This is a genomic window from Burkholderia sp. MS389, from assembly GCF_016899425.1.
Lineage (GTDB): Bacteria > Pseudomonadota > Gammaproteobacteria > Burkholderiales > Burkholderiaceae > Burkholderia > Burkholderia sola.
On record NZ_CP045996.1, the window covers coordinates 924,961 to 938,883 of the forward strand.

Here is a 13,923-nt window from a genome sequence, read left to right on the forward strand (position 1 = left end):
CCACCTGGGCGGCCCCCTCAGATCGCGAGCCCGTCGGGCGTGGCCTGCGCGCGGTGCTTCGCGAGCGCGCGCAGGCAATGCGCGATGCAGCCCGCGAACGCCTCGTCGAACCACGGCTGCGCGCCCGACACGCCGACCACGATGCCGCCGAGCGCGACGCCGCCCCACAGGTTCGTGTCGCCCGCGCGCAGCCGGTACGGCTCCAGCGCCTGCACGACGTGGCCGTCGCGGCCCGTTTCCCACGACAGCCGCGCCTTGGCCCGTGCATACGCGCGATAGTCGGCGTCCCAGTCCTTCGGGTCGGGCAGCGAAAACTCATACAGGATCGCGTCCTCGAACGCCGCATCGTGCGGCCCGAGCGCCGGGTCCATGATCACGATGTGCAGGCAACCGCTGTCGCCGACGAAATCGCTCTGCAGCGCGGCGGACAGGGTCGGCAGCAGCAGCTCGACGGCCGCCACCGCGGCCTGGCGGTCCGCGAACGCGCTACCGCCGCGACGTGCGTTCAGGGCTTCGGGTGTCGTCGGATTCAGAAGGTTCGGCATGGATTTCTCCGGAGGAAAACGCGAGCGCACGCAACGCCGCGATCAGGTCGGCCGCTACCGCGGGCTTGGTCAGGTACGCATGGAAACCGGCTTCGACCGCACGCGTGCGGTCGCGATCGCGCGCATGGCCGGACAACGCCAGCGCTTCGAGCGGCGCACGGCCGTCGCGGTCGCGCGCGGCATCGAGCTGGCGCACGCGCGCCATCACCGCGTAGCCGTCCTCCTCGTCGTCGCCGAGATCGATGTCGCAGACGAGCAGCGCCGGCCAGTCGGCCCGGCGCGCGCGCCACAGGTCGTCCAGCAGCGCCTGGCCCGACGCATACGCGTGCACGTCGGCGCCGGCCACCTTCAAGAGCGCGGTGAGGGCCTCGCGCGCCTCGTCGTGGTCGTCCACGCACGCGATGCGCAGCCCGTCGAGCGGCTTCGCCGTGGCCGCCTTGCCGGCCTCCGGATGCGGCGACGCGCCGTCGGGCTGCATCGACGCCGGCGCCACCGCATACATCGGCAGCGACAGGTGCAGCGTCACGCCAGTATCGTCGCGTTCGCGCACGACGTAGCCGCCGGCCTCCTCGATCGCGTCCTGCAATCGTTCGAGATCGATCAGCGACAGTTCGGTGGCGTCGACGCCCGCGCACGCGATCGTGATCCGCGCTTCGGGGTCGTGGCGCGCGGTGCGCACCTCGAGCTGCCCGCCGCTGCTCGCTTCGATCGCGCCGCGACACAGTTCCCACACGAAGCGCCGCAGCGCGGCCGGATCGGCGTTGACGACGAGATCCTCGTCCGACACATGGCGGAACACCGGCACGCCGCGCAGCGCGGCCGCCTCCGCCAGCGAATCGAGCACCTGCGACACGAGCGGGTTGATCCGCACCGGCTGCCGCGCGAACTTCGCCTCCGTGCGTTCCAGTTCGCGCTGCTTCGCCTGCAGCGACCACATCTGCGCATACACGCCGCCGCTTTCCAGCAGATCGTCGTGGGTGCCCTGCTCGACGAGCCGGCCGTACTCCATCACGAGGATGCGGTCGGCATCGACGATCGTCGACAGCCGGTGCGCGATGATGAGGCTCGTGCGATGCTGCGCGACGCGCATCAGCTCCTGCTGGATCGCGCGCTCCGAGCGCGTGTCGAGCGCCGACGTCGCCTCGTCGAACACGACGATCGGCGGCGCCTTCAGCAATGCGCGCGCGATCGCGACCCGCTGCCGCTCGCCGCCCGACAGCCGCACGCCGCGCTCGCCGACGCGCGTGTCGTACGCATCGGGCAGCCGCTCGATGAACGCGTCGAGCTGCGCGCCGCGCGCGGCCGCGATCACCTCGCCGCGGGTCGCGTCGCGCTTGCCGTACGCGATGTTGTACGCGAGCGTGTCGTTGAACAGGATGGTGTCCTGCGGGACGATGCCGAGCGCGTCGCGCAGGCTGCGCTCGGTAACGAGCCGTAAATCCTGGCCGTCGATCCGGATCGTGCCCGCGTCGGGCTGGTACAGCCGGAACAGCAGCCGCGCGAGCGTCGACTTGCCCGAGCCGCTGCCGCCGACCACGGCGATCGTCTGCCCGGGCTCGATGCGGAACGACACGTCGAACAGGATCTGCCGGCTCGGCTCGTAGCCGAAGTCGACATGCTCGAACTCGATCGCGCCGCCGCGCACGACGAGCGGCTGCGCGCCGGGCGCATCGCCGTCCTCGCCGGGCTTGCCGCGCGCATCGAGCAGCCCGAACAGCCGCTCGATGTTCGTCATCGCGTCGTTCGCCTCGCGGAACACGAAGCCGAGCGCATTCAGCGGCAGGCTGATCTGGATGATGTACGCGTTGATCAGTACGAGATCGCCGATCGTCATCGCGCCGCGCGCGACCTGCTGCCCGGCGAGCAGCATCACCGCCGCGATTCCCGCGCCGATGCACGCGCTCTGCCCGATATGCAGCGTCGACAGCGCGTACTGGTTGTCGACGCCGGCCTCGCGCCATGCGTCGAGCACGCGGTCGAGGCGGTCGCGCTCGACGTCCTCGCGCGCGAAGTACTTGACCGTATCGACGTTCAGCAGGCTGTCGACCACGCGCGAATTCGACTCGGCCTCCAATGCGTTCACGCGCCGCTGGTAACGCATGCGCCGGCGCGTGAACACCACCGTATACGCCGCGTAGACGGCAAACGTGACGAGGATGATCGCGGTGAAGCCGCCGCCGTACTTGCCGATCACGATCACGAGCACCGAGCCGATCTCGATCGCCGTCGGCACGATCGTGAACACCGCGACGCCGAGCAGGTAGCCGATGCCGGCCGTGCCTTTCTCGAGGTCGCGCACGACGGCACCCGTCTCGCGCTGCGCATGAAAGCGCGCGCCGAGGCGATGCAGATGGCCGAACGTGCGCACGGTAAACGACGCGACCGTATGCTGCGTGACCTGCACGAAGGTCATGTCGCGGACTTCGTTCAGCGCGTTCGACGCGAAGCGCACGACCGCGTACGCGAACAGCAGCAGCACCGGCCACGCCATCGGCTGGCCGGCCGCGCGACCGAAGCCGTCGACGATGTCCTTGAGCAGCAGCGGCACCGACACGGCCGCCGCTTTCGCGAGCACCAGCAGCACGATCGCCGCGAGCACGCGTGCGCGGTAATGCCAGATCGCGCGCCAGAGTTCGACCGCGATCCGGACGCGCAGGCCGCGCCTGTCGTGGCGATGGCGGAGTTCGCGCGGGTCGCGGCCTGCCGCCGCATCACGTTCGTTGACGGGTGTTTCGTCGATTCCGGTCGTCATGCACGCATTACTCGCGGTCGGGGGCGCGGCGTTTCACGCACGGGGCTCAATGGCGCGGTTCGCGCTCGCGGCCGCCCACCACGGTGCCCGGTTCGGGGTCGCGTGCGGCAGGCTGGGTCGGCGTGACGGTCCGCTGGTCCGGATGCAGCACCATGCCCGTATCGTGTTCGTCGTCGCGGCGCACGCGCACGCGATTCTCGACGTCGCGCACGCCCAGGCAGCCGTCGGCCAGATCCTCGATGTCGTGCTTCATCCAGCGCGCCGGCACCGTGCCGTCCAGTTCGACGCGACCTTCTTTCACCTGCACGGCGACGTCGCTCACGTCGATCTCGAGCGCGTGCGCGAGCCGCTCGCAGACGTCCTCGCGAATCCGTTCGTCCGAGCGCGTATAGCCTTTCGGCCCGCGGCGATGGCGCAGTGCGTCGCGTTCGGTGTCCCTGCCGAAGCGCGACAGATCGGGGGCGCTGCCGCCGTAGCGCGGGTCGCCGCGCGGGTCGCCTATGTCGCGCTCGCCGCCGGATGCGCGCATCCGGTGCGGGCTGCGAAATTCGGGGCGCTCGCCGCCGTACCGGCCTTCGCGACCCTCCGCACGGCGACCCGGTTCGCCGTAGCCGCGCTCGGCGTCGCGCGCCGGCTGGCGCGCGACGCCCGGCCAGTCCGGGTCGGCCGCGCCGCGCTGCTGGTCGGCCGGCCGCGCGGCGCGCTCGGTCCATTCGCTGCCCCAGTCTTCCGGGCCCACGTCCTCGCTCGCGAAGCGGCGGTAAGCCGATTCGTCATCTTCTTCCGGCCATCGGGCCGGGTCGTCCGGGATGCCGCGCTCGCCGGCGCCCCGGTACGCGCGTTCGTTGCGCTCGTGCCAGTCGGGCGGGCCGCCGCGCTCGCCGGACCGTCCGGGATATCGTCGTTGCATCGTGTCTCTCCTTGATCGCCTGCGCCGCGCACGGCACCGTGCCGCGTCGCGGCGCGCGTCGGTCGGGTGAATGCAAATCGCGTGCCGGCGCCGTGGCCGGGCCGCGACGGTTGCGCGCCGCAGCGCCGGGAAGCCGTCAGGCGCCCCAATCTGCAACGCGATTGCAGTTTTTGCGTGCCGGGCGTCACGGCACGGCGCCGGATTCGTCCGGGTCGTCCGTGCGGCCGGGTTCGCTCAGCCGCTCGGTGCGGTCCGGCTCGATATCGGCGCCCTCCTCGAGCGTCGAATCGCCGTCCGCCGACGCGCGCTCGCCGGTCCCCGCGCGGTCCGTATCGCTGTCGAGCGCCGCGTCGCCGCGTTCGAGCGCGTGGTCGTCCAGCGGCGAATCGACGTCGAACGGATGGCGCCGCGCGCCCGCCGTGTCGCTGCCGCTGTCGGACGAGTCGCTCGGGCCGAGCGCCCTGCCGTCGCGACCGCGGCTGGCGTTGTCGTCGTCCGGGCCGGCCGGTTCGTTATCGGGATTCAGCGTGCTGTTCATGTCGATCTCCTTGCCTGGCTTGCCGCCGCGCGGCAGGCGGACCGTCCCGGCGTGCAATCGGCATGCCGCGCCCGGCGCGGACGGCGGGCCCTGCGGACGGCACGGCCCATGCGCACCCATTGATCAGCTGAATCGAGTTCCTTTATGCTTTCGGACGTGCCAATTCGCTCCGTATGGCCGCCGCCGGCGCGCCCGGCAGCGGGCCGGCGACCTGCGGCCGCCCGTATGTTCAACTTGCCGCTCCGATGAAGAAAGACGACGCCGATCTCCAACCGCATCCGCCGCCGCCCGGTTCGCCCGACGCGCGCGACCTGCTGCACCGCTTCGCCGAATTCCGGTTCCAGACCGTGGTGGAGTCGATCACCGACTACGCGGTATTCATGCTCGACCCGCACGGCAATGTCGCGACGTGGAACGCCGGCGCCCAGCGCATCAAGGGTTACGCCGCCGCCGAGATCGTCGGCCACCATTTCTCGCTGTTCTATCCGTCCGACGCGATCGCGGCCGGCCGGCCGGCGCACGGGCTCGCGCTGGCCGCCGCGCACGGCCACTTCGAGGACGAAGGCTGGCGCGTGCGCAAGGACGGCACGCAGTTCTGGGCGAGCGTGACGATCACGCCGGTGCACGACGCGACGCACCAGCTGTGCGGCTTCATCAAGATCACGCGCGACATGACCGAGCGCAAGCGGCTCGAGGAGCTCGAAGCGTCGACGCATCGGCTCAGCGTGTTCATCGCGATGCTCGCGCACGAGCTGCGCAATCATCTGGCGCCGCTGCGCAATTCGGTCGGCGTGCTGCAGAGCCTGCCCGATCCCGCGCCCGCGCTCGTGCAGTGTCGCGACGCCGTGCATCGCCAGGTCGGGCAACTGACGCGGCTCGTCGACGATCTGCTCGACGTCGGGCGGATCACGGCCGGCAAGGTCGAACTCGACGCGCGCCCCATCACCGTGCGCGACATCGTGTGCCGCGGCGTCGAAAGCATCCAGCCGAAGCTGGCCGCGCGCGGGCAGTGGATCCGCGTCGACCTGCCGACCGATTCCGTGGTCCTGCACGGCGACGACGCACGGCTCGTCCAGGTGCTGCACAACCTGCTCGACAACGCGTCGAAATTCTCGCCGCACGGCGGCCGGATCGACGTCGGCGCGCGGATCGAGGGGCCGTCGGTTGCGATCCGCGTCGTCGATCACGGCGTTGGCATCGCACCGGGCGCGCTCGAAACGATCTTCGACCTGTTCCAGCAGGAAGGCGCATCGGGTCGCTCCCCGTCCGACGGGTTCGGGCTCGGGCTCGCGATCTGCCGGTCGTTCGTCGAACTGCACGGCGGGCGGATCGTCGCGGAAAGCGACGGGCCCGGCGACGGCGCAACGTTCACGATATGGCTGCCGATCGCGCAAACGACCCGCAACGCCCCTTCCGCACCGCCCGCGCCAGCCGTGCTCGAACCGCCGGCCGACGCGCCGCTGCGCATCGTCGTCGTCGACGACAACCGCGATTCGGCCGATACGCTCGCCGTGCTGCTGCAAATGAAAGGGCATGCGCCGCGCGTCGCGTACAACGCGGCCGACGCGCTGGCCGTCGCGCGCGACTACGCGCCGCACCTGATGCTGCTCGACCTGACGATGCCGGACGTCGACGGCTTCACGCTGCTGCAGGAACTGCGCGCGATCGACGCGCTGCGCGACACGACCTGCGTCGCGCTGTCCGGCCATGCGCGCGCGTCCGACCTCGCGCGCACCGAACGCGCGGGCTTCGACGACCATCTCGTGAAGCCCGTCGAGATGGCCGTCCTCGACGCGCTGCTGCAGCGCGTCGCGCGCCAGGTTCAGGACACGCCGTAAGCGCCCGTACTCAGGCCATCGCGCGGCACATCGCCGCGCACGCCTCGCACGCGAGCGCGCAGCGGCGGCAATGCTCGTGCGCATGCCGCGAACACTCGGCCGCGCACAAGTCGCACGCGTGTGCGCACAGCGCGCAAATGCGCGGTGCGAGCCCGCTGCGGCGCGCCATCGCGCCCGACGCGAAGCGGCACAGCTGCGCGCATTCGATGTCGAGCGCGATGCAGCCGGCCAGCGCGTGCACGTCGCGCTCCGCGAGGCAGGCGGCCGCACAGGTGTCGCACGCGTGCGCGCACGCGTCGCACGCGGCCATGCAGTTGTCGTATTGATCGCTCATCGCAGTTCTCCCGGTTTCGGTTTGCATCGTTTCGGTTCGTGTCGTCACGGCGTCAGCTTCACTTTCATCCAGCCGGGCTCGCGCACGTCGAACGCACGATACGCATCGATCGCGTTCGTCAGCGGCTCGCTGCGCGTGAGCACCGACAGCGGATCGAACGCGCCGCTGCGCACCAGCTCGACGAGCGGCGGCGTCACCGTCCGGTGATTGCAGTTGCCCATCTTGATCGTGAGGTTCCGGTTCATCGCCTCGCCGATCGGAAACACGCGCGCCGCCTGCGGATACACGCCGATCACCGAGATCGTGCCGGCCTTCGCGACCGCGCGCACCGCCCATTGCAGCACCTGCGACGGCCCGTCGCCCGGCACCCAGTTGCGGCCGTCCGGCTTGCGGTGCGGCGCGATCGCGTCGACTTCCGCATCGAACGCGCGCGCGGCGTCGCGATCGGCCGCGGCCGGCCCGTGCGTCGCGCGCATCGCATCGACGCCCACCGCGTCGATCACGCGATCGACGCCGATCCCGCCCGTCAGCCGCAATATCGTGTCGACCGGATCGTCCTCGGAAAAATCGACGATCTCGGCGCCCTGCGCGCACGCCATTTCGAGTCGCGACGCGATGCGGTCGACCGCGATCACGCGCCCGGCGCCCATCAGCTTCGCGCTCGCGATCGCGAACTGCCCGACCGGCCCCGCGCCGAACACGGCGACCGTATCGCCCGGCTTCACTTCCGCGAGCTGCGCGCCGAAATAGCCGGTGGGGAAGATGTCCGACATCAGGATCGCGCGATCGTCGTCGATCGCATCGGGCAGCCGGATCAGGCTCGCATGCGCAAGCGGCGTGCGCGCGTATTCGGCCTGCAGCCCGTCGAACGGGCCCGTTTCCGCCGGCCCGCCGAAGAACGAAGTGCCCGCGCGCGGGCCGCCGGGGTTCGCGACGTCGCATTGCGCTGTGTAGCCGGCGCGGCAGTACGCGCAGCTGCCGCACGCGATCGTCGACGGAATCAGCACGCGATCGCCGCGCCGCAGGTTACGTACGTCGCGCCCGACCGCCTCGACGATGCCGACGCCTTCGTGGCCCAGGATCGTGCCGGGCTTCATCCCGCCGAGCGTACCGCGCACCATGTGCAGATCGGTGCCGCAGATCGCGCTGGCGGTCAGGCGCACGACCGCGTCGGTCGGCGCGGAGACTTCCGGATCGGGCACCGTGTCGATGCGAATGTCGCCGATGCCGTGAAATACGACTGCTTTCATGTCAGGCCCTCCTTGTCGAAAGCGGAAACGGTGAATGTGACCGTCGAGCCGATCGAGCAAGGGGTGCGCCTGTGCAGCGCGCGCGGTGCGCGGGGATGCGCGGGCGGGAAGCGCGGCGATTTCGGGGAAAGACCGTGCCGGCGCGTCAGTTCGTCTGCGGGTCGTTGCCGCTGTTGCCGTCGTTGTCGTCGCGTGCGTTCGAGATCGCTTCGACGAGCTTCAGTTCGTCGTCGACCGACAGCGTCGTGTCGGCCACTTCGCCGCCCAGCGGCGCGAGCGCCGCGCTCAGCGCGTAGATGTCGACCTGCGTCGCGGCCAGCCCGAGCGACACCGTGCCGGGACGCGCCTTGCGCGCGACGCGGTCGGTCAGCGCGTCGTCAACCGGCCGTTCGCGCCACGCGTCGAGCGACGATTCGATGTGCACGACCACATTGTCGAGCAGCAAGCCGGACGACACGCGGCCCGGGTCGACTGCATGCGTGCGCAACTGTCCGTCGGTCGAGCAGGCGACGATCACGACACCCGCGAGCGCGACGACGTGCCGGTCGCGCAACGTGCCGAGTTCGGCCAGCGCGGCGCGAACTCGGTTTCGAAACGTGCACGGACGTCGGGGTTCATCTCGTCTCCCTTCAAGGTTCGGTGGGGGTCGTCATGCTGCTTTCAGGCGGGCACGATCTGCCGCTCGAGCGCCGCTTCGGCCTTCAGGCTGTCGAGATCGCGGGCGATCGTCACGACCGCGCACCGCGTGTTGCCGCGCCAGTATGCGATCGAGCAGTCGTGCGCGCCGAGGTCGCCGTCGATCTCGACGCGATCCCATTGCTCCGCATGCCCGACATAGCGGAGCGTCAGGTCGTAATGCTGGCTCCAGAAAAACGGCACCGCGTCGAACGGCCGCTGCTGGTCGAGCATGTTGCGCGCGGCGACGATGCCCTGCCGTTCGGCGACGACCCAGTGCTCGACGCGAATCCGCTCGCCCGTCAGCGGATCGGGCCAGCGCGCGATGTCGCCGGCCGCGTAGATGCCGGGCGCGCTCGTCTGCAGGAAGCGGTCGACCGTCACGCCGCGCTCGACGGCGAGCCCCGCGTCCTGCGCGAGCGCGACGTTCGGATGCACGCCGATGCCGACCAGCACGACGTCGGCCGGCAGCACGTCGCCGTTCGACAGCGTCACGCTGTCCGGTCCGATCCGCGCGGGCGTCGCGCCGAGGTGGAACACGACGCCGTGCGCTTCGTGCAGCGCCTTGATCGTGTCGCCGAGCGCGTCGCCGAGCACGCGGCCCATCGGATGCGGATCGGGCGCGACCACCTGCACGTCGAGCCCGCGCGTGCGCAACGCGGCGGCCGCTTCGAGCCCGATGAAGCTCGCGCCGACCACCACGCAGCGGCGCGCCGTTTTCAGCCTGGCGATCAGCGCATCGCAATCGGCGCGCGAGCGCAGCACACAGACGTGCGGCAGATCGGCGCCGGGCACGTTCAGCCGGTTCGGCTCGGCGCCCGTGGCGAGCAGCAGCGCGCCGTATTCGATACGACTGCCGTCGGCGAGCTCGACCGCCCGCTGCGCGGGATCGATGCGCGCGACCCGCGTGTTGCAGCGTACGTCGATCCGCTGCTCGGTATAAAGCGACGGTGCGCGCAGCGGCAGCCAGTCGGCCTGAGCCGTGCCCGCGAGGTAATCCTTCGACAGGTTCGGCCGGTCGTACGGCGGATCGGCATCGGCGCTCAGCAGCGTGATCGGATGCGGATAGCCTTCCTGCCGCAGCGTGACGGCTGCCGCGATCGCGGCCGCGCCGCCGCCGACGATCACGACCGAGGCCGGCAGCCCGGCCGCCTTCAGCGCGGGCGGCACGGCGGCCGGTCGCGCATCGATAACGACTGCGCGGCCGTCGCGCCGCTCGACGCGCCAGCACGGCAGCCCGTCGAGCGCCGGTGCGCGCTCCATCTCGCCGGTGCGCAGGCAGAACGCCGCGTGATGCCACGGGCATCGAATCGTGTCGCCGACCAGCAGGCCCTTCGCCAGCGGGCCGCCGTAGTGCGGGCATTGCGCGCCCACCGCGAACAGTTCGTCGCCGCGGCGCACGAGCAGCACCGCCGCATCGCCGACATGGCCTTCGATCATCGCGCCGTCGGCGAGATCGTCGAGCGCGATCCCTTGCGTGAGATCGGGTGAGGACGCAGCATCGCTTCCAGTCATGACGTGGCTCCCGAAAAGTCAGGTAACGATCCCATTATCGACATCCCTCCTGAAAAGAACAGGTACAGACGCCCCGCAGCGCACGAGAAACGCGGACTGTAGCTTGTACGCGATCCACGACCGGCGTAGAACGTGATCGACGTTGCGGCGCAACACGCCGGCCGCGCTGCGAGCGCCCGCGCGACCCGCGCAATCCGCGTGCCGCCTTCCCCCTGTCACAGGAGCGCTACCCGATGGCCACCGTGCTGTGCGTGCTCTACCCCGATCCCGTCGACGGCTATCCGCCGCGCTACGTGCGCGATGCGATGCCGGTCATCACGCGCTATGCGGACGGCCAAACCGCGCCGACGCCGGCCGGCCCGCCCGGCTTCCGGCCCGGCGAACTCGTCGACTCGGTGTCCGGCGCGCTCGGCGCAGGGCGCATCGGTCTGGCCGTGCTGCGCCGGCTGCACCCGTTCGGCCTGCCTCTGCATTACACGCAGCGCCACCGGCTCGATGCGTCGATCGAGCAGGCGCTCGCGCTCACGTATCACGCCGACGCGGCATCGCTCGCGAGCGCCGTCGATATCGTCAACCTGCAGATTCCGCTGTACCCGTCGACCGAGCACCTGTTCGACGCGGCGATGATCGCGCGGATGAAGCGCGGCGCGCACCTGATCAACACCGCACGCGCGAAGCTGGTCGACCGCGACGCGGTCGTGAATGCGCTCACGTCCGGCCATCTCGCCGGCTATGGCGGCGACGTGTGGTTTCCGCAGCCGGCGCCCGCCGATCACCCGTGGCGCACGATGCCGTTCAACGGAATGACGCCGCATATCTCGGGCACGTCGTTGTCCGCGCAGGCGCGCTATGCGGCCGGCACGCTGGAGATCCTGCAATGCTGGTTCGACGGCAGGCCGATCCGCAACGAATACCTGATCGTCGACGGCGGCACGCTCGCGGGCACCGGCGCGCAGTCGTATCGACTGACATGACGTCGCACCGCGCGCGGCGGCGCGCTCAGCCGACGCAGGCGGCAGCGAGCTTGCCGACGGCGACGACCGCCTGCTCGATCTCCGGCGACCACGGGCTGCTGTAGTTCAGGCGGATGAAGTTTCGATAGGTGTCCGCGATCGAAAACATGTAGCCCGGGCCGATCGTGATCCCCTGCTCCAGCGCAAGCTGGTACAACCGCATCGCATCGACCTGCGCCGGCAACTCGACCCACAGCACGTACCCGCCCGCCGGGCTCGACATGCGCGTGCCTTCCGGAAAGAACCGCGACACCATCGCGCGCATCAGGTTCGCCTGCTGCGCATACGCCTTGCGAATTCGCCGCAGGTGATGTTCGTAGCCGTCGCGCTCGAGAAACTCCGCGATCGCCAGTTGCGGCAACGACGGCGTCGCGAGCGTATTCAGGAACTTCAGCTTCTCGACCTGATCGCGATAACGGCCCGGCAGCGCCCAGCCGATCCGGTACGCGGCCGTCAGGCTCTTCGAGAACGACGAGCAATGCAGCACGATCCCGGTCCGGTCGTAGGATTTCAATGAACTCGGATGCGTATCGCCGAAATACAGTTCGTTGTATACGCCGTTCTCGATGATCGGCATGCCGGCCTTCGTTGCGAACTCAACCAGTTCGCGCTTGCGCTCGTCCGGCATCTGGAAACCCAGCGGATTCTGGAAGTTCGGCATCACCATGCACGCGGCGATCGGCTGCGACTTCGCGATCGCGGCCAGCGCCGCGATGTCGATCCCGTATTCCGGATGCGTGGCCACCTCGATCGCCTTCATCCCCATCCGCTCGATCGCGTGCAGCATCGCGTAGAACGTCGGCGATTCCACCGCGATCGTGTCGCCCGGTTTCGCGACCGCCTGCAGGCACAGGTTGATCGCCTCCGTCGCGCCGACCGTCACGATGATCTCGTTCGGGTCCACCGACATCCCGTTCTCCAGGTAGCGGCGCGCGATCTGCCGGATCAGTCGCGGATGGCCGGGCGGCAGCCCGTCGGTCACGCCCCACAGCGACTTGTCGCGGCCGGCCGCATACGCGTAGCGGTTCAGTTTCTCGAACGGGAACAGGCTCGGGTCCGGATACGGCGAGCCGAGCGGCACCGCGTCGTCCGTGCCGATCGAGCGCAGCGTCGACAGCACGAGCCGGCTCACGTCGACCGACGACGAGATCGCGATCGGCTTCGACGGCCGCAGTTCGCGCACCGGCGCGTGCCCGTCGTCGCGCCGCAGGTTCACGAAATAGCCCGACTGCGGCCGGCTTTCGAGCAGCCCGCGGCTTTCCAGCAGCAGATACGCATGCAGCACCGTCGTGATGCTGATCCGGTGCTGCTGGCTCGCCTGCCGCACCGACGGCACACGGTCGCCGTGTCGATATACGCCTTGCCGAATGAGTCGCTCTACGTCGTTCGCAAACTTCTCGTAGAGCTTCATCCGCCTCGCCCCGGCCGCGATGAACCGGCTTGCGCCGCATGGTCGGCACGGCCGCGCCGACGCATGAAGCCGGATAGCCGTCGCCGGGCGCGGGTGTCCCGGCTGGAACCTCGTCCGTTATCGAAATTGAAGGCGGATAGCAATGCGAATCTCATCAAGACAAGGTTCGGCATCCTACTGCGTCATTTCGGCGAATGTAAGTGACAGTTTGGCGAGGAAACGTCAAATCAGGCCGGCGTGGTGAACAGATGCGCATGCGACGTCGCGACCGCCGTTCGCCGCGCGCACGTCATGATGTCCCGAGGATGGCGGAGCGGCCGGCGGTGTTGCGAAGCCCGGCCATGCGGGGGCCCGCTCGCCCTCACGCGTCGTCGACGTTGTCCGCGTAGTGGTCGATCGCGACCTTGCACTCGTCGAACACCACAGTCAGCAGCGCGACGTCGTTCGACTCGAGCCACTTGCGGATCTGCAGGAACTGGCTCGTGCCGAGATCGGCGAGGCGGCCCGGATCGTCGGTCGTCACGTCGACGCTCGCGATCGCGCGGTTGCCGGGCAGCGGCGACAGCGTCGCCGCGATGTCGAAGCGGCGGTACGATTGATCGATACGCATGCGGTTCTCCCGACTCGGTTCGAAAAGGGGCGGGCTCAGTCGAGCGTCTGGCGAAACACCTTGCCGCCGAATCCCGTGACGACGTTGTCGACCGAGAACGGCGTGTCCTCCTTCGCTTCGAGAATGACCGCGACGCTGCCGGGCACGAGCCGCGCCGCGACCGTCTCGACGAACGTGCCGTCGAGCAGCGCGTTGCCGGCCGCTTGCGCGAGAATGCCGGCGCCCGCGCCGGCCGCCATGCCGGTCACCACGCCGAGCGGTCCGGCCAGCAGGCCGAGCAAGCCGCCCGCGATCGCGCCGATCACGCCGCCCCTGAACGGCCGCGATTCGGCGTCGAGCACCGCGAGCTTGCCGTTCGCGTCCTTCTCGACGACGACGCCATTCTCGATATGGAATCCTTCGTTCTTCTCCGACAGCGCATCGAAATCGTTCGCGGCCCGGCGGGCCGTGTCGACGCTGCCGAATACGGCGACGATCAATTGCCTGGTCATGCGACACCTCGCGTGTTGGGATGAGAATGAGGCCGCCGCAC

The 13,923-nt window shown here is 69.9% G+C and carries 13 protein-coding genes; 2 read left to right on the forward strand and 11 right to left on the reverse strand.

Going from position 1 to position 13,923, the window contains the following annotated elements:
- Nucleotides 1-17 precede the first annotated feature (17 nt).
- The 4 genes from GJG85_RS33810 to GJG85_RS33825 all read right to left on the reverse strand — a co-directional run bounded on the left by GJG85_RS33810 (nucleotide 18) and on the right by GJG85_RS33825 (nucleotide 4,745).
- Nucleotides 18-545: a hypothetical protein gene (locus tag GJG85_RS33810; protein ID WP_034196537.1), complete on the reverse strand. Its 528-nt coding sequence runs from the start codon at nucleotides 543-545 to the stop codon at nucleotides 18-20.
- Nucleotides 487-3,297, reverse strand: coding sequence for an ABC transporter transmembrane domain-containing protein (locus tag GJG85_RS33815; protein ID WP_239469010.1), 2,811 nt, complete (start codon nucleotides 3,295-3,297; stop codon nucleotides 487-489). Before GJG85_RS33815 ends, GJG85_RS33810 begins: the two co-directional genes overlap by 59 nt.
- Before the next feature lie 46 nt (nucleotides 3,298-3,343).
- Complete coding sequence (locus GJG85_RS33820; RefSeq protein ID WP_204384581.1) at nucleotides 3,344-4,207, reverse strand: BON domain-containing protein; 864 nt, start codon at nucleotides 4,205-4,207, stop codon at nucleotides 3,344-3,346.
- Nucleotides 4,208-4,391: 184 nt separating this feature from the next.
- A complete protein-coding gene (locus GJG85_RS33825) occupies nucleotides 4,392-4,745 on the reverse strand; it encodes a chemotaxis protein (protein ID WP_204384582.1) in 354 nt (117 codons plus the stop codon).
- 245 nt (nucleotides 4,746-4,990) lie between these two features.
- Here GJG85_RS33825 and GJG85_RS33830 point away from each other — a divergent pair, with 245 nt between their 5' ends.
- Complete coding sequence (locus tag GJG85_RS33830; RefSeq protein ID WP_204384583.1) at nucleotides 4,991-6,583, forward strand: ATP-binding protein; 1,593 nt, start codon at nucleotides 4,991-4,993, stop codon at nucleotides 6,581-6,583.
- Nucleotides 6,584-6,593: 10 nt separating this feature from the next.
- Here the strand turns inward: GJG85_RS33830 and GJG85_RS33835 are convergent, their stop codons facing one another.
- The 4 genes from GJG85_RS33835 to GJG85_RS33850 all read right to left on the reverse strand — a co-directional run bounded on the left by GJG85_RS33835 (nucleotide 6,594) and on the right by GJG85_RS33850 (nucleotide 10,357).
- Complete coding sequence (locus GJG85_RS33835; RefSeq protein WP_175975264.1) at nucleotides 6,594-6,917, reverse strand: four-helix bundle copper-binding protein; 324 nt, start codon at nucleotides 6,915-6,917, stop codon at nucleotides 6,594-6,596.
- 44 nt (nucleotides 6,918-6,961) lie between these two features.
- Nucleotides 6,962-8,167: a zinc-dependent alcohol dehydrogenase gene (locus GJG85_RS33840; protein ID WP_050014013.1), complete on the reverse strand. Its 1,206-nt coding sequence runs from the start codon at nucleotides 8,165-8,167 to the stop codon at nucleotides 6,962-6,964.
- Between the two features lie 145 nt (nucleotides 8,168-8,312).
- Nucleotides 8,313-8,720: a DUF1269 domain-containing protein gene (locus GJG85_RS33845; RefSeq protein WP_239469011.1), complete on the reverse strand. Its 408-nt coding sequence runs from the start codon at nucleotides 8,718-8,720 to the stop codon at nucleotides 8,313-8,315.
- 107 nt (nucleotides 8,721-8,827) lie between these two features.
- The gene (locus GJG85_RS33850) at nucleotides 8,828-10,357 is read right to left on the reverse strand and encodes an FAD-dependent oxidoreductase (protein WP_204384584.1); all 1,530 of its coding nucleotides are present in this window, start codon (nucleotides 10,355-10,357) and stop codon (nucleotides 8,828-8,830) included.
- A 233-nt stretch (nucleotides 10,358-10,590) separates the two neighbouring features.
- On the opposite strand from GJG85_RS33850, the gene GJG85_RS33855 reads away from it, so the two are divergent.
- A complete protein-coding gene (locus tag GJG85_RS33855; RefSeq protein ID WP_204384585.1) occupies nucleotides 10,591-11,331 on the forward strand; it encodes an NAD(P)-dependent oxidoreductase in 741 nt (246 codons plus the stop codon).
- 25 nt (nucleotides 11,332-11,356) lie between these two features.
- Here GJG85_RS33855 and GJG85_RS33860 read toward each other — a convergent pair whose 3' ends face one another.
- The 3 genes from GJG85_RS33860 to GJG85_RS33870 all read right to left on the reverse strand — a co-directional run bounded on the left by GJG85_RS33860 (nucleotide 11,357) and on the right by GJG85_RS33870 (nucleotide 13,882).
- The gene (locus GJG85_RS33860; RefSeq protein WP_176016186.1) at nucleotides 11,357-12,781 is read right to left on the reverse strand and encodes a PLP-dependent aminotransferase family protein; all 1,425 of its coding nucleotides are present in this window, start codon (nucleotides 12,779-12,781) and stop codon (nucleotides 11,357-11,359) included.
- Nucleotides 12,782-13,142: 361 nt separating this feature from the next.
- The gene (locus GJG85_RS33865; protein WP_006498393.1) at nucleotides 13,143-13,391 is read right to left on the reverse strand and encodes a hypothetical protein; all 249 of its coding nucleotides are present in this window, start codon (nucleotides 13,389-13,391) and stop codon (nucleotides 13,143-13,145) included.
- A 35-nt stretch (nucleotides 13,392-13,426) separates the two neighbouring features.
- Nucleotides 13,427-13,882: a DUF1269 domain-containing protein gene (locus GJG85_RS33870; protein WP_089490320.1), complete on the reverse strand. Its 456-nt coding sequence runs from the start codon at nucleotides 13,880-13,882 to the stop codon at nucleotides 13,427-13,429.
- Nucleotides 13,883-13,923: the final 41 nt, after the last annotated feature.